Annotated in this window: 18 protein-coding genes and 1 pseudogene; 18 read left to right on the top strand and 1 reads right to left on the bottom strand. The window is 47.9% G+C overall.

Annotated elements, in window-relative coordinates; translation table 11 throughout:
- Positions 1–149: 149 nt before the first annotated feature.
- From MWC30_RS22570 to asnB, 8 genes and pseudogenes are all read left to right on the top strand, one after another.
- Positions 150–602 (top strand): annotated as a pseudogene (locus MWC30_RS22570) (glycosyltransferase family 4 protein); the annotation flags it as partial.
- Complete coding sequence (locus MWC30_RS22565) at positions 582–1,223, top strand: glycosyltransferase family 4 protein (RefSeq protein ID WP_256461284.1); 642 nt, start codon at positions 582–584, stop codon at positions 1,221–1,223. The pseudogene MWC30_RS22570 and the gene MWC30_RS22565, both read left to right, overlap by 21 nt.
- A gap of 115 nt (positions 1,224–1,338) precedes the next feature.
- Positions 1,339–1,617, top strand: a complete 279-nt coding sequence (locus MWC30_RS20785; RefSeq protein ID WP_244086118.1) for a type II toxin-antitoxin system HicB family antitoxin — start codon at positions 1,339–1,341, stop codon at positions 1,615–1,617.
- On the top strand, positions 1,617–1,847 hold the full coding sequence (locus MWC30_RS20780; RefSeq protein WP_244086117.1) for a type II toxin-antitoxin system HicA family toxin: 231 nt from the start codon (positions 1,617–1,619) through the stop codon (positions 1,845–1,847). The genes MWC30_RS20785 and MWC30_RS20780 overlap by 1 nt, the downstream gene beginning before the upstream one ends.
- A gap of 21 nt (positions 1,848–1,868) precedes the next feature.
- Positions 1,869–2,507 carry a nitroreductase family protein gene (locus tag MWC30_RS20775; protein ID WP_244086116.1) on the top strand — a complete coding sequence of 213 codons (639 nt, stop codon included), beginning with the start codon at positions 1,869–1,871 and terminating at the stop codon, positions 2,505–2,507.
- A gap of 105 nt (positions 2,508–2,612) precedes the next feature.
- Positions 2,613–2,999 carry a GxxExxY protein gene (locus MWC30_RS20770; RefSeq protein WP_244086115.1) on the top strand — a complete coding sequence of 129 codons (387 nt, stop codon included), beginning with the start codon at positions 2,613–2,615 and terminating at the stop codon, positions 2,997–2,999.
- A 50-nt stretch (positions 3,000–3,049) separates the two neighbouring features.
- Positions 3,050–3,991 carry a glycosyltransferase family 2 protein gene (locus MWC30_RS20765; protein WP_244086114.1) on the top strand — a complete coding sequence of 314 codons (942 nt, stop codon included), beginning with the start codon at positions 3,050–3,052 and terminating at the stop codon, positions 3,989–3,991.
- Between the two features lie 26 nt (positions 3,992–4,017).
- Complete coding sequence (gene asnB, locus MWC30_RS20760; protein WP_244086113.1) at positions 4,018–5,910, top strand: asparagine synthase (glutamine-hydrolyzing); 1,893 nt, start codon at positions 4,018–4,020, stop codon at positions 5,908–5,910.
- A 27-nt stretch (positions 5,911–5,937) separates the two neighbouring features.
- Here the strand turns inward: asnB and MWC30_RS20755 are convergent, their stop codons facing one another.
- Positions 5,938–6,834: an IS982 family transposase gene (locus MWC30_RS20755; RefSeq protein ID WP_244086112.1), complete on the bottom strand. Its 897-nt coding sequence runs from the start codon at positions 6,832–6,834 to the stop codon at positions 5,938–5,940.
- 196 nt (positions 6,835–7,030) lie between these two features.
- Between MWC30_RS20755 and MWC30_RS22705 the strand changes: the two genes are divergently transcribed.
- From MWC30_RS22705 to MWC30_RS20695, 10 genes are all read left to right on the top strand, one after another.
- Positions 7,031–8,668, top strand: coding sequence for a Gfo/Idh/MocA family oxidoreductase (locus MWC30_RS22705; RefSeq protein WP_269467803.1), 1,638 nt, complete (start codon positions 7,031–7,033; stop codon positions 8,666–8,668).
- A 54-nt stretch (positions 8,669–8,722) separates the two neighbouring features.
- A complete protein-coding gene (locus MWC30_RS20740; RefSeq protein WP_269467802.1) occupies positions 8,723–10,360 on the top strand; it encodes a DegT/DnrJ/EryC1/StrS aminotransferase family protein in 1,638 nt (545 codons plus the stop codon).
- A gap of 76 nt (positions 10,361–10,436) precedes the next feature.
- Positions 10,437–11,489, top strand: coding sequence for a non-hydrolyzing UDP-N-acetylglucosamine 2-epimerase (wecB, locus tag MWC30_RS20735; protein ID WP_244086111.1), 1,053 nt, complete (start codon positions 10,437–10,439; stop codon positions 11,487–11,489).
- Positions 11,490–11,617: 128 nt separating this feature from the next.
- Positions 11,618–12,952, top strand: a complete 1,335-nt coding sequence (locus MWC30_RS20730) for a glycosyltransferase family 4 protein (protein WP_244086110.1) — start codon at positions 11,618–11,620, stop codon at positions 12,950–12,952.
- A gap of 54 nt (positions 12,953–13,006) precedes the next feature.
- Positions 13,007–13,579 carry a DapH/DapD/GlmU-related protein gene (locus MWC30_RS22700; protein WP_269467801.1) on the top strand — a complete coding sequence of 191 codons (573 nt, stop codon included), beginning with the start codon at positions 13,007–13,009 and terminating at the stop codon, positions 13,577–13,579.
- 198 nt (positions 13,580–13,777) lie between these two features.
- Complete coding sequence (locus tag MWC30_RS20715) at positions 13,778–15,265, top strand: lipopolysaccharide biosynthesis protein (protein WP_244086109.1); 1,488 nt, start codon at positions 13,778–13,780, stop codon at positions 15,263–15,265.
- Positions 15,266–15,297: 32 nt separating this feature from the next.
- A complete protein-coding gene (locus tag MWC30_RS20710) occupies positions 15,298–16,521 on the top strand; it encodes a glycosyltransferase family 1 protein (protein WP_244086108.1) in 1,224 nt (407 codons plus the stop codon).
- Positions 16,505–17,380, top strand: a complete 876-nt coding sequence (locus tag MWC30_RS20705) for a glycosyltransferase (RefSeq protein WP_244086107.1) — start codon at positions 16,505–16,507, stop codon at positions 17,378–17,380. The genes MWC30_RS20710 and MWC30_RS20705 overlap by 17 nt, the downstream gene beginning before the upstream one ends.
- 149 nt (positions 17,381–17,529) lie before the next feature.
- A complete protein-coding gene (locus MWC30_RS20700; protein ID WP_244086120.1) occupies positions 17,530–18,849 on the top strand; it encodes an O-antigen ligase family protein in 1,320 nt (439 codons plus the stop codon).
- Positions 18,836–19,963 carry a glycosyltransferase gene (locus MWC30_RS20695; RefSeq protein ID WP_244086106.1) on the top strand — a complete coding sequence of 376 codons (1,128 nt, stop codon included), beginning with the start codon at positions 18,836–18,838 and terminating at the stop codon, positions 19,961–19,963. Before MWC30_RS20700 ends, MWC30_RS20695 begins: the two co-directional genes overlap by 14 nt.
- The last annotated feature ends 847 nt before the right edge of the window (positions 19,964–20,810 follow it).

The following is a 20,810-nucleotide window of genomic DNA, read 5'->3' as shown; positions in this document are numbered from 1 at the left end:
TGATGTGTCAGCTGGTGTTTCTGGATGATTTCGTTAACACAGCGTGTACTTTTTTTTTTAATGATACGGCGACCACCGAGATCTACACAAGGGGTATCGTCGGCAGCGTCAGATGTGTATAGGATACAGGCCTCAACCCCGGCGGCACCGAACGGCTCGTCGTGCAAATGAGCCAATCGTTCCGCGAAGCATTCGACCTGTCCGTCGTCTGCCTGGACGACCCCGGTCTATGGGCCGACGGCCTCCGCCGGCAAGGTGTCCCGGTCCAGTGCCTTCGGCGCAAACCCGGCCTGGACCTCAGTATGGCCATGAAACTGGCCCTGTTCTGCAGGTCCCAACAGATCGACCTCATCCATGCCCATCAAACCACCCCGTGGTTCTACGCAGGCCTGTCCCGTTGGATCAACAGCGCTCCTCGCCTCCTATTTGAAGAACACGGCCGTTTTTTTCCAGAAATCAGAAACCGCAAACGGGAGCTCGCCAACAAGCTGCTCGTCAGCCCGTTCACTCACCGCTTCATCGCCGTTTCCGAAGACGTGAAACAACGCCTTGTGGCATACGAAGGCCTCGATGGACGGCAAATTCAGGTAATCTACAATGGCGTCCACCCTGACTCTCCACTGGACACGACCACAAGAGACCAAATACGCCATGAATTCGGCTTCTCCCCAAATGACTTCATTGTAGGAACCGCCGGCCGTTTCGACCCCATCAAGAACCTCCCCCTCCTCCTCAGGAGTCTTGCCGAGGCACGGGAGGAAATCCCATCCCTCCGAGGCCTGGTGCTGGGTGACGGCCCGATGTTTGACGAAATCAGAGCGTTGCGTGAGGATTTACAGTTAACCCCCTTCGTCGCGATGCCCGGCCACAGAGAGGATGCCCGAGAGCTGATCCAGTGCATGGACCTCTTCGTTCTCTCGAGTTTCAGCGAAGGAACTTCCCTGGCGCTACTGGAAGCCATGTCCGCCGGAGTCCCCGTAGCCGTTACCGCCGTAGGAGGAAACCCCGAAATCGTGATCGCAGGCCAGACAGGCTGGGTAGTCACTTCGGATTGCCAGACTCAGCTCACCGCCGCCATCCTGGATGCCGCATTGAACAGAGAAAAAGCCTCCCGCCTGGGAGCCGCCGGCCGGCGCCGCTTTCAAGAAAATTTTACCTTTGGCCGGATGATTGAAAGCTACCGGGCAATTTACACAGAAATGCTAAAATCAAGACAGGATTAACAAGATCTACAGGATGTAGACGTATTTTCACAAACATCTTACTGTCTCTCATTCTCTGAAAGAAATCCTGTCCATCCTGTTAATCCTGTCTAAAAAGAGCTCATGAGGTAGTGAAATGTTTCAAATTGATTTTGATGCAATTGTCTTCCAAGAAGGCAGTACTTTCATTGCATACAGCCCGAAACTTGATCTCTCCAGTTGCGGAAATACGATCGACGAAGCTCGGAAAAATCTGTCCACCGCCGTTCGCTTATTTTTGGATGAAGCCGCCAAAATGGGGACCCTGGAGGAGATCCTGAGGGAAGCAGGCTATGAAACAAAGGATGTCAACCACTGGGTTGCGCCGCGCATCGTCGCCACTGAACTGATGCATCTCGAAGCATCGGTTGCCTGATGCCCAGGATTACACCCCTGCCGGCCAAGGTCTTGAGAAGACTCTTTGAAAAAGCCGGCTTTGAATGCGTCAGGTCGGAGGGAGATCACTTCGTTTACACCAAAAAGGGGATAATGAGACCTGTCGTAATTCCTGATTGGCCTGAAATTCCTGTCTTTATTATCAAGAACAACCTACGCTCGGCTGGAATCAGCAGGGAAGAGTACTTCAGGCTCCTTGAAAACATATAATTTTTGATTGGAGAGCTGATCATGAAAAAGCACCCCATGATTTTGCCCGGCTGTGTTTCTCTCCTTGTGCTCATCCTCTCACTTTCCTCCTATGCAGCAGACTTCATCCAGCTCCCAGCCCCACAGACCACAGGTGGAAAGCCACTGATGGAGGCACTGAAAGACCGCAAGACCACGCGAACATTCAGTGATGAGAAACTCTCCATGCAAACGCTCTCCAACCTCCTCTGGGCGGCGTTCGGAATCAATCGACCAGACGGCAGAAGGACCGCCCCATCGGCAAAAAACTGGCAGGAGATTGACATCTATGTCGCAGCCCCTGAAGGCGCCTACCTCTGGGACGCCGGGAAAAATGGGCTCAGTCCGGTTTCAAACAGGGATCTCCGGGCAATGACGGGCCCGCAGGCCGCTGTCGGCCTTGTCTACGTGGCGGACTACTCCAGGGTCGTCGACGCTCGAGGATTTGACAAAGATCTTCTGGTGGCTGCCGACACAGGTTTCATCAGCCAGAATGTCTATCTCTTCTGCGCATCCGAAAGCCTTGCGACCGTGGTGCGGGGAGGCTTCGACCGATCACTGATCAAAGAGCTGAAACTGAAGCGAGAACAAAAGATCATCCTTGTCCAACCCGTGGGATACCCCAAAAATAGACAGGATTGACAGGATGCACAGGATAAAAAAACCTGTATCGCACCCAACCATTTGCCTCAATTCTTTATAATTCTTAAAAAAATCCTGTCCATCCTGTAAATCCTGTCTAATAAAATGAAGTACGAAAACATCACCCATAAAATCATCGGCTGTGCCTACAAAGTCTACAACACTCTCGGTTTCGGCTACCTCGAAAGCGTCTACAAAAACGCCCTGACCATCGAATTGACCACTCAAGGCCTAAAAACCGAATCCGAAAAGCCCCTCATCGTCTATTACCAGAGCCATCCCGTAGGCCAGTTCTTCGTAGACCTCCTTGTCGAGGATGAGATTGTCGTAGAGCTCAAAGCCGTCCAGCACTTGGCCAAAGAACACGAGGTGCAACTCGTCAATTACCTCAATGGCTTGCAGCGAGACATCGGCCTCCTGATCAATTTCGGTTCCAGCAAAGTAGAAATCAAACGCAAATACCGAAACCCCCTACCCCCTAATGAACCTTAGTTTTTTATCTTTTTATATCCTGTCCATCCCGTAAATCCTGTCTAACAAAAATGAATTTTTCCATCATCATCCCAGCCAAAAACGAAGCAGCCAACATCCGCCGCTGCCTTGAATCGATCTCGTCTGTCGCCTGGCCCCCCAACGATTTCGAGGTCCTCGTCATCGACAACGGCTCCTCCGACCATACCGTAGAAATCGCGAAATCCCTCGGCGCGACCGTATTCATCCGCCCCAACGATACCATAGCCGGCTTGAGAAACTTCGGTGCTGCCCAGTCTCAAGGCAAAGTCCTGGTCTTCCTGGATGCCGACTGCACCGTTTTCCCCTCCTGGCTCCAGGAAGCAGCCCGATATCTCCACCGGCAAGACGTCGTCTGCCTCGGCAGCCCCCCGATCATCCCTTCTCACTCCACATGGGTCCAACGAGCATGGTTCCTCGTCCGCCAAAAAAAGGGCACGGAAGAAACGAGCTGGCTGGAATCCATGAACATGTTCGTACAGCGTGAGTCATTTCTTCACCTCGGCGGGTTCAATACCGATCTTGTCACCTGCGAAGACTACGATCTCTCCCTCCGTCTGAAAACCCTGGGCAAAGTCATCTCAGACGATCGCATCGTCGCCGTCCATCACGGTGAGGCGGCATCCGTCAGCCACTTTTTCCGCAAGGAATTCTGGCGCGCCCAAAGCAACTTCAAGAGTCTTCGCAGCCACGCTTTTCAATGGAAAGAGCTTCCCAGTGTGATAGTCCCTCTGGGCTATTGCCTGTTCGCTATTGTGTTGATCTTCTACTTACTTATCTTCATTCAATTTGGCATGGACCTTCATCCCGGTGCTTTTGCAGGCCTCTTGGTCGCCTGGCAGCTCCCCATCGGAATGCTTGCCTTTTGGAAAGCACGCAGCTCTCGCGGATCTCTCGTCACCTCACACCTCTATCTTCTACTGAATGTCTATTTCTTCGCACGCGGACTTGCTGTCCTGCAGCGGAAACGATAAGAAAGCAGCATGATGGAAAAACTTGAATGTGCGGAATAGCCGGCTTTCTCAGGTCGTGCGTACCGGACGCCGACGAAGCGCTGCTGAAACGGATGGGTGAAGCCATACGGCATCGCGGCCCCGATGCCTCCGGCGAATACCTGGATGATCATGTCGGCTTGGCGCATCGACGTCTGAGTATTGTCGATCTCTCACCCAAGGGAAACCAGCCGATGTTCTCGGCCGACAGCCGTTATGCCATTGTCTTCAACGGGGAAATCTACAACTTTCTGGACTTGCGAAAGGATCTGGAAAAATCGGGAACTTTCTTCCGGTCTCGCACGGATACCGAAGTCATTTTGGCTTTGTACGCAGCGAAAGGCGCCGCCTGCCTGGACGATTTCAACGGAATGTTTGCCTTCGCCATTTGGGATAAACTCGAGAAAAAGATTTTCCTCGCCCGGGATCGGATCGGCAAAAAGCCTCTCTATTACTACCACGGAGGGGGCGACCGCTTTGCCTTCGCTTCCGAAATCAAGTCCCTCCTCCTGCTCCCCTGCGCAACCCGGGAAATTGAGCCCACTGCCATCGTCGATTTTCTGAAATACCTTTACGTGCCGGACCCTAAATCCATTTTCCGCAATATCTACAAGCTACCCCCCGGACACTGTATGGAGATTCAAGTCGGCGGCAGTCCGCGCATCCGGCAATATTGGGACGTGGACTTCTCGCGCAAACGGGAGGGAAGCATCGAGGACGCAGCAGAAGAATTGCTGCATCTCCTTCAAGACGCGACGCAGATCAGGATGATTGCCGATGTCCCCCTGGGAGCGTTCCTCAGCGGGGGCATCGATTCCAGCGCGGTTGTCGCCATGATGGCACAAGCCTCCAGGGAAAAGGTAAAGACCTGCTCCATTGGCTTCCACGACAAGGACCATGACGAAACGGTCTATGCCCAGGAAATAGCCGATCTTTTCCATACGGATCATCGGGAATATTTTGTTGAAGAGAACCTGGCCGAGACAGTCACGAAACTACCGAGGTACTTTGACGAGCCTTTTGCCGATTCGTCTGCCGTGCCGACCTATCATGTCTCCCGACTCGCGAGGCAGAACGTCACTGTAGCCCTTGCAGGAGATGGGGGGGACGAAAGCTTCGGGGGATATGAAAAGTACACGCTCGACCAATGGGAGGATTGGGTCCGACGCTCTATTCCTCATCCGCTGTTGAGACTTGTATACAACGTTGCCCAACTCCAGCCTGGTATTTTTGCGCGCAAAGTGCGCACGCTGATCGGCGGCGCTCTAGTTGACCCTGGGCGAGCCTACTACTGGTCCAATACTTTCGTTGATGATAGACACTTAAAGCTGTTACTTTCGGATTCACTTACCAAGCAAATCAGCGGGTACGATCCCGCAGAGTATACGCTATCGTCTTGGGATAAAATGCGAGGTGCGGACCTTACTGCTCGTATGCTCTATACGGACCTCAAGACGTATCTTCCGGGGGATATTCTGGCCAAAGTTGATCGCATGAGCATGGCGCATTCACTGGAAGTCCGAGCGCCGCTTCTCGACTACCGAGTCGTCGAGTTCGCCGCCTCTTTGCCCAGTCACTGGAAGGTCCGGGGTAGCACGAAAAAGTTCATTCTGAAGCAAACATTCCGCAAGGTTCTTCCGGAATCCATTCTTCATAGGCGTAAACACGGTTTCACCGTACCGCTGGATGAATGGTTTCGTGGGGACCTGAAATCCATGACCGAAGAGGTTCTATTGAGAGATCCTGCAATGGAGGCCTATTTTTCACGTAGTTACCTGCAACGCGTCTGGCGAGAGCATCAGGAGAATAAAACGGATCGCGGCGCTCTGCTCTGGTCATTCCTTTCTTTTGCCCTTTGGCAGAGGGAATACAACGGCCAAGGACAGATCGAGCCAATATAACTAGCTTAAAATACGCCGTGTGCAACTTTATGCCTCCACGAGCCCTTCGAACTGAAGGGGTTCCTCACTGCCATGGAGATGATTAATGAAAAGGGCAACCGTATGACCGAGAAGTTTTCGATAGAGTCTGCTGGTTATGTGCCATAGATCTCTGGCTCTTACTCTTTCGATATGAAACCTCTCACAAAGCTGCCCAATTACCGTTTCGATCTGTCGGCGTAAGGAAACAAGGAGTTTTACAAATCTGGGATCTCGATCATCTTCCATGTTTTCTCGCAAGGCCGTCTCCAGATCAATTCCCTGGGAAAGCAACTCTTCATGCAACGCTGCACTGATGTATCCTTTGTCTCCTATAAGCAGTCCCCGGATGCCTTGGAGCAGTTCCCGGAGTGCATCCCGCTCATCCACATTGGCCGCAGTCAGACTGAAAGAGGTGATTGCTCCACTGAGACTTATGAGAAGATGGCCTCGAAAGCCATAGAACTTCTCGCCCTTAGAGGCACAGTAGCCGTATGCAGCCTCTCCTCGGAACACATTGGAGAACAAAGCCCGCTTGAAGCGGCATACCGGAATGGGCAATCCATCGACCAGATGGACTTGATCGGAAAATGCATTGAGTTTCTTCGAAAGCATTTGCTGAAGCTTCTGCTTCCAGTACCAAAGATTCGCTCCATGGCGAAGCCATGTGGTTCTCGATCCAAGATTTGGGAAAAAGTGGAACCAGTGGCGGTGAAAGTACTCGAAGATCCCCTTATCCGTATCGATACCGAGGAACTCACCGACAACTTCCATCGTGATCACTTCGGCATCACTCAATGCAGGCTCAAATCCGCGGCTACGAAATCTCTTACCTTGAGAGATGGCCCTGAGGTGATCATCTACACAACAGTACACTTCGATGATAAACTCTTCTAGTGACAGCATGGCCTCTCCTTCCTTTCTCGATCTCTCCAAGGAGAGTTTTAAAAACTTCTCCTCGAGAAAGAAAAGGCCTGCTGTCAAAAGTTGCACATGACGTTAATAAAATATTTAATTAAACCGTTCCAAAGTGTCCTTCTTCCACACATCCCCTGGAGTTTTGAGGAGGGGTACTATCCCAAAGGTCTGCAAAGGAGAAGCTTTGAGTCATTTCAATTCCCAGACATTCCCATCCGTAGCTGTTATAGGGTCTGGCTACTGGGGCAAAAATTTAGTCCGCAACCACTATGCGCTGGGAGCTTTAAAGCTTATCTGCGACAAGAATGAGGCTATACTGGCTCAGTTTAAAGAACAATATCCCGATGTCGAAATATGCCTCGCCCTAAATGACGTCCTCGCGCACAAGAACATTCAAGGTGTTGTCATTGCCACACCAGCTGAGACGCACTTTGACCTTGCCAGAGAGGTTCTATTGTCTGGAAAGCACCTTTATGTGGAGAAGCCTCTCGTATTGCGCGAAGACGAAGCAGAGGAGTTGATCCAACTCGCTGAAGATCAGAAGCTCACTCTGATGGTCGGACACCTCCTTCAGTATCATCCGGTATTCATTCGATTGAAGGAACTCGCAGCGCAGGGCGATCTTGGACGGATTAATTACATCTACTCTCATCGTCTCAACTTGGGGAAGATCCGCCGCGAAGAGAACATCCTTTGGTCGTTTGCGCCTCATGACATTTCTATGATTCTTTCTCTTGCCGGTGAGTCCCCTGAAAGCGTTATAGCTACGGGCGGCAATTATTTGCACCAGAGAATTGCCGATGTAACCACGACTCACCTGAATTTTCCCTCCGGTATGCGCGCTCACATCTTCGTCTCCTGGCTGCATCCTTTTAAAACCCAACAGTTGGTCGTTGTTGGGGATCAAAAAATGGCTGTCTTTGACGATATACGGCCATGGCCCGAAAAGCTTCTACTCTATCCTCATGAGATCAGATGGCAAAATAACATGCCAGTTCCGGCCAAAGCTGAGCCCGAGCGAATCGAAGTGTCTCAAGCAGAACCTCTTCGCCTTGAGTGCGAACATTTTTTACAATGTATCGGCAATGGGCACCGCCCCGTCACTGATGGACACGAAGGACTTCTAGTACTAAAAGTTCTGAACGCAAGCCAGCAGTCTCTCGACCAACAAGGTGTAAAGGTATGGCTTCAGCATGATTTGAATTCACCCATCGTTAAAGCCCCCCCTCATCTGCCAAAGCCCTCAAAGACACCGACACTGTCTGAAGGCTTCATCCATGAATCGGCGGTTACTGACGATGACGTGGTCATAGGGCGTGGGAGCAAAATCTGGCACTTCAGCCACATACTGGCTGGCTCTCGAATCGGCAGTGCGTGTAGCATCGGGCAGAATGTGGTCATTGGCCCTGATGTCACGGTAGGAAACGGCTGCAAGATTCAGAACAATGTATCGGTTTATAAAGGGGTCACTCTAGAAGACGATGTCTTTTGTGGTCCATCGATGGTTTTTACAAACGTATTCAACCCTAGAGCACACATCAGGCGCATGGATGAGATCCGGAAAACGCTTGTCAAACAGGGCGCAAGCCTTGGAGCAAACTGCACCATCGTCTGTGGGGTGACAGTCGGTCGCTACGCTTTTGTTGCCGCTGGGGCTGTGGTGACCAAGGATATTCCAGATTATGCGCTCGTGATGGGTAATCCGGCTCGGCTGATGGGTTGGATATGTAGGTGCGGCGAGCGCCTCACCGACAGCCTTGAGTGCCCGTCATGTGGCAATGCATATGAGTTCGACTCAGAGGATGTTTTGCGGCCTCGTTGATAGAAAAAACGGAAGTTCTTGGACAGTAAGTTTGGATTTCGGAGATAGCGATTCATGAGTCATCTTCTTCTCGATATGGATACCATAGTTGATTTCTGCCTTCAAAAGGAACCTCATTTTTCCTGCCTTCGGCGGGTGATGCAACGGGCGGAAGCGGAAGGTCACCAACTCTGGATCTATGTAGGCTGCGTTCAAGCCCTACAGAAGGCAGTTGCAGAAGGATTACGATATCAAGGTCAAGTCGCCGGAAAGGCGATGACTACCAGTGAAGCCCTTTCAAGAGCAAATGAACTGCTGGAAACCTTTACAGCCGATAAACACTGGCTCTCCGCCCTGGCTGAAGACGGGCAGCTTTTTCGACATCCAAACCTCCGCCACGAACAGCTTCGCCGCGCCTTACTCCGCCTCGGCATGAAGGCACGCATCCTGACCAGCGATGTGGGTCTTTTGGAAACTTGCGCCCAGGCCATCACCCCGGAGACCTATCTCGGAGAGCCCTCCTCACCTCCCAAAATGGAGTTTATTGATCTGGCGGCACAACAGAACACTATTCGCCCGGAGTTGGAGAAGCGGATTCACACTGTACTACACCATGGGCAGTACATTATGGGTCCAGAGATCAGCGAGTTGGAGCAAAAGCTGGCTGATTTTGTTGGTGTCAGGCATGCCATCTCCTGCTCTAGCGGCACCGAAGCCCTGCTGATGACACTCATGGCCTATGAAGTCGGGCCGGGCGACGCCGTCTTCACGACCCCCTTTACGTTTATTGCAACGGCGGAGGTGATCAGTCTTCTTGGGGCTACGCCCGTTTTCGTGGACATCGCCCCTCGTACTTTCAATTTGGATTCAGATCGTCTCGATTTAGCCATCGAGGCATTGAAGTACTGCGACACCACCATGCATCCGCTACCTTCAGCAGGGAGAATAAAGACCACGCCGCTTGTTCCCAAGGGAATCATCGCCGTCGATCTCTTCGGTTTGCCCGCCGATTACGACAAGATCAATGCCATTGCCGCAAAACATGGGCTCTTTGTCATCGAGGACGCTGCGCAGTCATTTGGAGCCATGTATCACGGAAGGAAAGCCTGCACCCTAGCGGATGTTGGCTGCACGTCCTTTTTCCCCGCCAAGCCCCTTGGTTGTTACGGAGATGGAGGTGCAATCTTTACTGAAAATGAAGAAATGGCAAAGAGAATTACATCCATCAGGATTCACGGCAAAGGCGCTGACAAGTATGACAACCAGCGCATCGGTCTCAACGGTCGACTGGATACCATGCAAGCAGCAATACTGTTAGCCAAGCTCGAGATTTTTCCACGAGAAATTGAACTGCGCCAGATTGTGGCTGAGTATTACACCAAAGAGCTCAGTGGGCGAACGCCCTCTCTTGCTTTGCCTCATGTGCCTACGGGCTCGATGAGCGCCTGGGCTCAATATTCCATCATTTCCCCCCAGCGGTCGTCTATTCAACAGGGGCTTGGCAAAGCAGGCATTCCGACCGCCGTATATTATCCCAAGCCCTTGCACATACAGACAGCCTATTCATGCCTTGGTTACCAGGCAGACGATTTTCCCATCAGCAGGAACATCGCCCAACGGATCTTCAGTTTGCCGATGCATCCATACATTGACGAAGCGCAAATTGAGAAGATCGTCTCTGCTCTGATCGACTGCGAAGGATTGCCGATATGAAGAAGGCGAACGAATCACGACCGGCGCTACCTGGCTAAATCGACTGTTTCAAGAGCATCGTAGAAATGGAAACCAGATGAAAGTTGTGACCATTGTCGGAGCTCGCCCCCAGTTCATTAAGGCAGCGGCACTCAGCCACGTCCTGCGACGGCAAGCCACGGAAATCCTTGTACATACAGGCCAGCATTATGATGAAAGCATGTCCACTGTTTTTTTTGATGAGCTCGACATTCCTCCGCCCGACTACAATCTGGAAGTCGGTTCAGGAACCCATGGCGCTCAGACCGGAGCAATGCTGACCAAAATCGAAGCAGTACTATTATGTGAACAACCGGATTGGGTACTGATCTACGGAGACACTAATTCAACGGTCGCAGGTGCTCTGGCAGCAGCCAAGCTCCACATCCGGGTGGCGCATGTGGAAGCGGGCCTCCGTTCATACAATCGAGTAATGCCCGAAGAAATCAATCGGGTGGTTGCCGATCACCTGTCAGACCTGCTGTTCTGTCCAAGCCAGGTGGCAGCGGAACAGCTTGCCAGAGAGGGGATTACAAGGGGCGTACATGTTGTTGGCGACGTCATGGCGGATATTCTTTACCGAACCCTATCACGCGCTCAACTCAAGTCGGATGTACTTCGGCGTTTAAGTCTGATTCCGAAGGCCTATCTGCTTGCAACCATACACAGAGCGGAGAACACTGATAATCCCGCTCGATTGGCAGCTATACTCACCGCCTTCAGCGATATTTCAGAGACCGTCTTGTTTCCCGTACATCCACGCACGCGCAAGGCGATTGCAGATTTGGGAATGATTCCTGCGAAGAATCTACAACTCATTGACCCTGTAGGCTATATGGACATGACTTGGTTAGTACGAAACTCCCGACTTGTCGTCACCGACTCAGGAGGACTGCAGAAGGAAGCATATTGGCTGGGAATCCCATGCGTCACGGTTCGCGACGAAACTGAGTGGGTGGAGACGGTTCAGGTTGGTTGGAATGTCATTACCGGAGCCGATAGGCAGCGCATAGCCAGTGCCGTATGTCATATGAAAGTTCCAGAAGCAAGACCAGAGCTTTATGGTTCAGGAAATGCCGCTGAAGTCTGTGTGTCTTTTCTTTCCCATTGATCAAACCGGTCCAGAGTCACAGAAAAAAATGCCTTCTATCGCTTTTATAGAAAATATTTCTCGCACAATTTCAAACACATCGCCACCCGATTCATATCTTGGATGAGAAAATGAAAAGAGTCTTGTGCGTGGTCTACCACTTTCCACCTCTTGCCAACTCAGGAACTCAAAGACCACTGAAGTTTGTGAACTACCTTCCAGACTATGGCTGGGAGCCGATTGTTCTCACAGTGAAACGGGCACCCGATACTGTAATTGATAGCAGTCTGCTTAATGAGGTCCGCAGCGGCACGATAGTTCATCGCATCCCTATGCTCAGTGACAAGCTGGGTGATTCGATTGCTCACCTTTGCAGACCATTCGCTCCGGAATTGGGCCTGTCTGAAGGAATTGCGTGGAGGCTCAGAAAGTATTTTCGCTTTCCTGATCTTTATTCTCTCTGGAAACCGACGGCAGTTTCGGCTGGAATTCGGCTCTTCCGCCAAATCGGCTTTGATGCTGTGTACGCTACGGGTGGCCCTTGGACTTCACTGCTCGTTGGACGAGACATTGCTCAGAAGACAAACTGTCCATACGTGGCAGACTTTCGGGATTTGTGGTCTGATGACCATTGGATCACATCTGGAAGTTCCTTCCGAGAGAGGGCGCGGCATCGTGCTGCTGAACAATCAGTTCTGGAAAAATGCAACGCTGTCGTCACTGTCACTGATTCTTGCGCCTCAGAACTCTCCAAGCACCTTTCTCCACAAGATTGGCCGAAGGTCCACACGATAACGAATGGCTATGACCCCAAAGATTTCAGCAAGAAATTCGAAAAATTAAATGAACTTCATAGAGTGGCGACTGCTGGAAAAATCAGAATAGTATACACCGGAGTTTGGAAGAATGGTTATGGTCTGGAGAAACTCTATCAGGCCTTCGTCACACTAAAGCGCAAAGCCCCAGAATGTTTGTCGAATTTAGAGCTCCTGACAGCGGGTTTTGCAAAAGGGCCAGCCTCTGAAATGGGTCTTAATGGTTTTGTCGACGAACTCGGTAGGCTGTCTCACTCTGCCTGTATTGATCTTATGAAATCAGCAGACGTCCTATTCCTGCCGATTGCTGAAGGGATATACCAGACCGCAAGCCTGCCGGGCAAGCTATTTGAGTACCTGGGAAGCGGAAAGCCCATACTGACGGTTGTTCCTCGGCCGAGTGAAGTCAGCCGTCTCTTTGACAAAACCGGAGGTGGCTTGGTCATCCCTCCAGGGGATGAGGAAAGCTTGGTCCAATTACTGGCAAACCTTTCACGGTCCGGAAGTTTTTCAGTTCCTCCATTGAATCATGAAGCTCTCAGGGAATATCAAAGAAGAAACCTGACAGGAAAACTGGCGGATGTATTGAATGGTGTGGTGGCACGGTCACAAGACGTCAGCGGCCGCTCGAAAGTCTCAGGCTACAATCCTACCCATGCCCGGCTGTGATTCATAGAAGGCCTAACCTCCTAAATTTGTACCATTCATCAGGCATTGACTATAATGAAAAAAATGTTTTGGCGTGTCAATCGGGCTTTCTATTTTTATCTCTTTTATGCATTTGCTCGTTGGCTGCCAGTCGGAAATGAACCGCTCGGCTGGATGGGGACATGGTTACGCAGGGTTTGTGCCCGTGAGTTGTTCTATAAATGTGGATCCTCAGTCTTAGTGGAACGAGGCGTCTGGTTTCGCACAGGTTACGGAGTTTGCCTTGGTGATCGTTCCAATATCGGAATCAATGCAAATATCAATGGGGAGGTGGAGATCGGCGATGACGTCCTGATGGGCCCCGATGTGATCATCATGTCCAGAAACCATCTGTTCCAGGACTTGTCCATACCAATTCGACTTCAAGGTTATACGGAGCATCGCCGTGTCGTCATTGGAAACGACGTTTGGATCGGAGCAAGGGTCATCATTCTTCCTGGCGTCAAGATAGGCTCTGGCGCTGTGATTGGCGCCGGGGCGGTTGTCACAAGCGACATCCCTGAGTTTGCTGTAGCAGTCGGAGTGCCCGCCAGAGTGATCCAATATCGATCTCAGTACTCAGTAAAGTCAGATGGTTCACCATTATGATTTAACAATTCCTGAAACTGACCGAGCAGTCCCCTGGTAAGACTGCCATTCAACCACTATACTCTAATTGTCAAACACATGGGGTTTCCTGAGTCCCATCGAGAGTCGGGTCCGCGCTTAAATGCGAATCACAATTGAAACGCGACACCTTGAAAAACGCTTGGTGGAACTGCAAGAAAGTCTGGAATATTGGTTCAAATGCAAGATATCGCACAAAAAGCACGAAAAGCAATCCCATGGCTCGCTTTTTCCCAGTCGTTTCGCCCCGTCTGGGATTTTCTTGTCGGGTTGACACTGGCCAGGCTGCTGTCGCCAAAGGAATTTGGAATCATCGGAATGGGTACGTTGTTCTATGCCACCGCAACAGTGGTTTCAAACTTTGGGATCTCGATGAAATTGGTCCAGGCTAGCCAATTGGAAGAAAAATTCATTCGTACGGCGCAGACCGTCTCCTCAGTGGCATCAGTGTTAGTGGTCGCGGTACTCATACTGTTGTCTTCAAGCATCAGCAATTTCTTTGATGAGCCACTTGCAGGGCAAGTCCTTGCTTGCCTTGGAATCAACTGTTTTATAAGTGGTTTTGGCATTGTATCCGGATCCATCCTCATCAGACACATGCAGTTCAAGCAAACATCTTTCATTGAGATCGCGTCCTCGGTTACTTACGCACTGGTTGCCATCCCTTTGGCCATCAACTCCTTTGGCGTATGGAGCCTCGTTTTTGCAGCAAATATTTCAGTGTTGACAGGAACAATAGGCAATTGTCTGGTTGCTCGATATCTTCCAAAGTATTCGTGGGATCGAAGAGCAGCAAAAGAGATCATGCAATTCGGCGGATGCATGACTGTCAGCTCAATACTCAACCAAGTCGCGAGGAACATCGATTATCTTCTTACCGGGCGCTTTCTAGGTGTTCAGGCTGTGGGGCTCTACAAGAGAGCTTATGATCTGGCGGTTATACCTAAAGAAAAGATAGCGGATGTACTCAATCAAGTTTTTCTTCCCATGCTTTGTGAAATTAAAGAGGATGGACACCGTGCTAGAGGAACTTTTTTCAAGATGGTCAAAGTTACGGCTTTGCTCTGTCTACCTATATTATTGGGCTTATTAACTACGCCTGAAGTGGTCAATGTCCTCTATGGTCAAAAGTGGACGAGCGCCGCAAAACCTTCACAGATTATGGCTCTCGGAGCGATCTTTTACTGTTTGTCTTCCGCTCAAGGGACAGTCATAATCGCTTACGGAAAAACGAGACATTATCTTTTTGTACAAATGCTCTATTCGATTTTACTAATTCCCCTGATGATATTGGGACTGAATTTTGGGATTGAAGGCGTTTCTTTTGGAGTCACCACATCTTTGATTGCAGTATGGGCTTACAGCTTGATTCTTTGCTCTAAAATTCTAAAATTCAGCATTCTCTCTTACTTCATGAATTTGAGATCAGTTATCGTATCTAACGTCTGCATTCTTGTCACAGTTTTGCTGTTGAACCAATTCTTCCCAATTGCAAGTGATTTCGGTAGCATTATCTCAAAATTGACTTGCGGATCAATCGTATACCTTATACTTTTTATATATAGTAATGATGATGTAGTCAGAGAAGTCAGAGATTATATTCTTATTAACCTAAGCAGGTATAAGATTTTAGGACTGCATTATCTGAAATTTTGGAAAATTAATTAGCTAACTAATTAAATAAAGCAAAGAATATCATCATGATACGCATTGGAATTGATGCTCGCTTTCTTCTTAGCAAGCTGCGCGGCATTCCACTTTATGTAGCTAGGATCTGCGAACTATTACCTTCACTTAATTACAATTATCAATTCTATTATTTTATAAATAGAGCATTTGAACATAATGATAACTATACCAGCTATCAACCATTATTAAATAAATTGTCAAATTCTTATAGCAACGTAAATATAATCAATTGCAACCACGAAGCACAAATCAAATGGGAACAAATTTACATCCCTTTACTCATCAAAAAGTACAATATCAACCTTCTCCATATGCCTGGTAACAGAATTTGTTTTTCAGCAAAGATTCCAGTCATTACGACTATTCATGATATTATTGAATATACATCATTAAATCAACAATATATTAGAAATACAATAACTAAATCATCTGGTTTAAAAATGATGATATATAATATGAGAGTAGCTGCATACATTTGGTCAATCTATAAATTAGCTAACAATAAAACAGCAAGGATAATAACTGTTTCCAGGCACTCATCAAATGATATAGTTAATTTGTTAGGAGTGCCCCCGAATAAAGTCAGCGTCATATATCACGGCATAGATCATGAATTCATAATAGATGATGAAGATATAAATACGATTATAACTCGAAAAATGTATTCTACTACCCCTAAATATGTTTTGATGCTCGGAGGGGACAGTCCCCATAAAAATGTCGAGGGGGCAATTTCTGCTTGGGCCAAAGTTCCCGAGGAAATTAGAAGACAATATCCTCTCAAAGTCATCGGATTTTGCGGTAACGCTGAATCTCCTTTGATTCGTACGTTGCACAAATATAAACTTGAAAATGAAGTCGAAGTAAAAGGATGGGTTCGCCAAGACGAACTGATTGAATATTTCCGGAACGCCACTCTATTCTTGTATCTATCACATTATGAAGGTTTCGGCTTCCCAGTGTTGCATGCCATGGCGAGCGGGACTCCTGTTATATCCTCTAATACATCTTCTCTTCCTGAAGTCCTCGGGGAAGTGGGGCTAAGGTTTGATCCTAATGATCATATTGGAATTGCAAATGGAATTGAAACACTACTTTCGAACGCCAATTTACGAGCCAATCAATGTATTGCAGGCATAAATCGTGCTCGAGATTTTAGTTGGGAACGGTCTGCGAAAGAACATCTCAAAGTGTACGAATCAGTGCTGGAGAACCAACATGGAACTTTTATTTAGTGTTGTAATTCCTGCCTTCAACGCTGAAGCATATATTGCGGAAGCGATTGAATCTGCATTAAATCAAATAGGTGTTAAGATCGAGGTCATTGTCGTTGATGATGGTTCAACTGACAATACGCTCCAAGTTGTGGAGAGTTTTAAGAAGCGAATCAGAATTATACGTCAAGAAAACATGGGTGCTGCTGCTGCAAGAAACAGCGCAGCACAAGCAGCGCAAGGGAATGTACTGGCCTTTTTGGATGCCGATGATATTTGGATGCCTCAAAAACTTTACATACAATCTTTAAAGCTAAATGAAGGTTATAAAATCGTTTATACAAATCGTTATAACATCGGACAACTTGCTGATTTACCAGAAATTCAATCTAACGTGGTAAAAATGCGTGAAGGTGATATCTGGGAAGATCTTCTATTTGGAAATATTATCACGGCCAGCAGTTGCGTGATGAAGAAAGAATGCTTTAGAAGCTTAGGAGGCTTTCGCCGAGATTTGCCTCCTTGTGAAGATTGGGATTTATGGCTACGCTGCGCAGAAATTCACTCCGTAGGCTATTGTTCTGAACCATTATTAAAATATCGGATTCACTCTGGTGGCACGAGCAGAAACTACAAAATGATGAGTAAAATGCGCAGAAGAGTAATTGCTGCAGCATTCTGCTCACATCGAGGGGAGAAACTCCCACTCCTCAAGAAGCGGCAAATAATGGCACAAACGTGGTCCACTTCAGCATGGGATGCAGCGCAAGCAAAAGATCAATTACTAGCCATCAGGTATTATATTAACGCGTTGCGCATGTGGCCGTTTATCGGAACAATTTGGTACGATCTCGCTAGAGTTATCGCAGGCAGAATTTGAATTGCCAAAATTAAAAGTCTGGTGAGTCATGTCAGGGGTTTTCTGATTCAAAACAACGAACCCTGCTCAAATTGCTTAATGGCTATTCGTAATTGCGGATAAGCTCTTAATCTAAAAGAGAATGTCGAAGAAGGATCCCTTTGGGAAAAGTGTTGCTTGTCATAAGCGTCTTAACAACAGTTTTTTCAACACTATTGCGTCCCTGGATCGGGATCATCGCCTACTATTTTCTCGCCATACTAGGCCCACAGTATATTTGGTGGTGGACCTTTGATGGACTCCGTGTCTCTCTATGGGTGGCAATTGCTACTTTTGGGGGTATCACATTTGCGTTAGTTAAGCACGGACTTGATTTCACCTTTTTCCGGACGCGTCTAAATTTCTGGCTTTTTGTGCTTTGGCTTAACATTAATATTTCATATTTTCTGGGACCGTATGTTTCACAGTTTGCTGCTTCAGGCCTAAGCCCTGAGCAGGTTTATTCAGTAACCAACAACATTTTTTTATTTTACTTTTGTTCAACATTGGTGATCAACGGGCCAAAATCACTTCGCTACCTCGCATTCGTTTTCGTTATCGCATCGCTTTATCTCATCTTCTGGGCTAATAACCAGTATTTCACACAGAACTGGAGCCAGTTCAATATGGGGCGATTGATGGGACCTCATCGCCTTGATGGCTCTTCAATTTATGGTGATGAAAATGCCTTCGCCATGCTCTTCGTCACTGCCATACCTTTTATTTATTACTTAGGCCTTGCAATTCCTAAAGTCATCTATCGCTATCTTGTCTGGCTGGCTATTCCCTTCGGCTGGCATGCCGTTTTTTTAACAGGTTCGCGTGGAGGCCTAATTGGCTTACTAATCACCGTGTTCATAGTGGTCATTCAAAGTAAAAGGAAGCTTCTTGCGCTACCCCTTATACTTGCTTTCATTATAGCATATCAATGGCAGGGGGGGAGTATAATGAAGCAAAGAGGACAGATGATTGCTGATTATCAGGGTGAAAGTTCTGCTGAGATGCGAGTTACTGCATGGAGCGCTGGCTTAAAGATGATCGCTTCGCATCCAATTACCGGCGTTGGCATTGGCTCCTTCATCACAGCATTACCGCATTTTTCCGACACTACACCTCGGGTAGCACATAACACTTTCATTCAATTTACCGCTGAATCCGGCCTCGGTGCAGGCTTCGCATATCTAATGATCTTAGGTAGCTTTCTCAATAATTGCAGACAAATCAGAAACTGTTGCAAGAACAACAAGCATCATGCAGAGATTCCTATTATACATTTACTTAATGCTGCAAGCACAGTTTCCTTTATTGGACTGATTACTTGCTCTATTTTTTTAAGTTTGAATATTTATGAAATTTTCTTTTTTCTACTTATTTTCAACAATACACTCATGGTTTATTGTATGCAGTTAAACACGTCACTTTCTGATGGAATAGATATTGAACAAACTTGATAACAAAATCCATATTATGCATCTAATTGGAAGTACAGGTGTGTATGGCGCTGAACGTTGGATTCTTGCGCTCATGAAAGCTTTGCAAACTTTCTACATTGATCAAGTGCACTGCACCTTATTAAATCTCATTGATGGCCACGACGAAAGGTCTGCAATTGTAAAAATAGCAATTCAGCGAGGTTTTGATGCATATGACTTCGAGACAGGAGGAAAATTGAATCCGCTTTCTGTGCCCCGTTTGGCATCCAAGGTAAGATCGCATAGTGTTCAAATCATCCACGCACACGGCTATAAGTCAGATGTCATGGGCCTCTTGGCGGGACGTATAACAGGTTGCAAAGTCATGACTACACCGCATGGCTGGAGCTTACGAACAGATAAAAAGGAGCAGTTGTATGAAATATTAGATAGGCATACGCTACGGTACATGGACATGGTTTGTCCTCTTTCTCAAGATTTGGAGCACGGACTCAAACCGATTATATCGCCCTCTTCCCTGAAATTAATCCCCAATGGAGTGGACATTGATGAAGTTAGGGCCTTACCACCAGCTAAAAAGTCTAACCTACGACAATATACCATCGGCTATGTGGGAAGGCTAATTAAAAGCAAAGACCTCATTACATTGATTGCTGCGGTGCGGGACATTTGCATCAAACAACCTTGCGTCAGATTAACTTTAATTGGCGATGGTCCTCAAAAATTCAGCTTAGAACAGATAACCATTGAATGGTGCCTCAAAGATAACATTACATTTCTTGGTTACCAACTTAAAGCTATACCTTTTTTAAAAACTTTTGATCTCTTTGTTTTACCCTCACTTACTGAAGGAATCCCTCGTTGCGTCATGGAAGCGATGGCTGCTAACATTCCAGTTGTAGTGTCCAACATTCCGGGCAATCGTGCATTAGTCTCACATCTAGAGACAGGACTGCTCTTTGAGCCTGGAAATACCCACGAGTTAGTCAAAATGATTGAGTACATGATTGAGCACCCAAATCAGGCAAGGGCTATGGCATCACGCGCTGCAAAAAAAATCGAAGATAAATATTCTAGCCGTAGAATGGCTGAGAACTACATAGCCGTCTATCGAAATCTCACAAAACTCTAGCCCGACTTTACCGAGTATAGCCAGAATCGGGTCGATTCTGGTTCTTGTTGATGCAATGTCAATAAGGAAAAATCTAGCACATTTAGAAACTTATAATGGAGACCATCCTTCAGTTTCGATTCCCGGGCAGCGAAGCAGATCACTGGCCACTTTACCTCTTTGGCCAAACAAAGACGAGAGGTGCTCCCACATCCTGACCATCTCGAGAGCTTGAGCACAGAGCAGGTCGGGACTCACCTCAAGTTCATTGCCAGTGCCAAAGACCGGGAAAATATCTGAGAAATCATTATTTTTCAATATATTGCGATAAGCCCCATGACCTCCAGCTACAGTGTCAAACAGGGCACGGCCAGGCGCAAAATACCCTCGCATGGGCCATTTTAGAATAGTGGGAGCTATGCTTACCATTGCATGGAGTCAAAACCGGTCAACGGGCGTTCACCAATTTGGACGCCCTTAATTTAAGTGAGGGTTGGTCATAATTGGCTCAATTCGCTCTAATAAAGGGTTTTAGTCCGACATGGAGTTCCATGCCATTTTGAAACCGGAAGAGCAGTGCGGTCTGGTAGACGACGATCGCACCGAGTGCAAACCGTTTGGTGTTAGTCAGTCCACTGGTGGGGATCCGATGTTGTTGCCTTAGCGTCACCTCAGTGAAAACTGGGGTCCAAAAAACTTGGATTTGCCTGGATTCGGCTTTCACCGGAATGACGATCAGAGCTTAAGTACCCAAGCAAAAGTTTCACAACATTCTAGGTGGAGAAGTTGATTGTGTATTTCGTTCCAAAGTTCTTCAATATGTGATCAATGGCCTCCTGTAGTAAACTAAAGGAGAGATAGGCTGAGA

The sequence above is a fragment of the Desulforhabdus sp. TSK genome (genome assembly GCF_022836495.1).
Lineage (GTDB): Bacteria > Desulfobacterota > Syntrophobacteria > Syntrophobacterales > Syntrophobacteraceae > Desulforhabdus.
Note: the sequence above shows the minus strand (reverse complement) of the source record. Positions and strands in the feature narration are given on the sequence as shown.

Bases quoted from the DNA above. Each gene is read 5' to 3' on its own strand.
- MWC30_RS20785 (WP_244086118.1), top strand. From the start codon at position 1,339: ATGTTTCAAATTGATTTTGATGCAATTGTCTTCCAAGAAGGCAGTACT.
- MWC30_RS20780 (WP_244086117.1), top strand. From the start codon at position 1,617: ATGCCCAGGATTACACCCCTGCCGGCCAAGGTCTTGAGAAGACTCTTT.
- MWC30_RS20775 (WP_244086116.1), top strand. From the start codon at position 1,869: ATGAAAAAGCACCCCATGATTTTGCCCGGCTGTGTTTCTCTCCTTGTG.
- MWC30_RS20770 (WP_244086115.1), top strand. From the start codon at position 2,613: ATGAAGTACGAAAACATCACCCATAAAATCATCGGCTGTGCCTACAAA.
- MWC30_RS20765 (WP_244086114.1), top strand. From the start codon at position 3,050: ATGAATTTTTCCATCATCATCCCAGCCAAAAACGAAGCAGCCAACATC.
- asnB (WP_244086113.1), top strand. From the start codon at position 4,018: ATGTGCGGAATAGCCGGCTTTCTCAGGTCGTGCGTACCGGACGCCGAC.
- MWC30_RS20755 (WP_244086112.1), bottom strand. From the start codon at position 6,834: ATGCTGTCACTAGAAGAGTTTATCATCGAAGTGTACTGTTGTGTAGAT.
- MWC30_RS20740 (WP_269467802.1), top strand. From the start codon at position 8,723: ATGAGTCATCTTCTTCTCGATATGGATACCATAGTTGATTTCTGCCTT.
- wecB (WP_244086111.1), top strand. From the start codon at position 10,437: ATGAAAGTTGTGACCATTGTCGGAGCTCGCCCCCAGTTCATTAAGGCA.
- MWC30_RS22700 (WP_269467801.1), top strand. From the start codon at position 13,007: ATGAAAAAAATGTTTTGGCGTGTCAATCGGGCTTTCTATTTTTATCTC.
- MWC30_RS20715 (WP_244086109.1), top strand. From the start codon at position 13,778: ATGCAAGATATCGCACAAAAAGCACGAAAAGCAATCCCATGGCTCGCT.
- MWC30_RS20710 (WP_244086108.1), top strand. From the start codon at position 15,298: ATGATACGCATTGGAATTGATGCTCGCTTTCTTCTTAGCAAGCTGCGC.
- MWC30_RS20705 (WP_244086107.1), top strand. From the start codon at position 16,505: ATGGAACTTTTATTTAGTGTTGTAATTCCTGCCTTCAACGCTGAAGCA.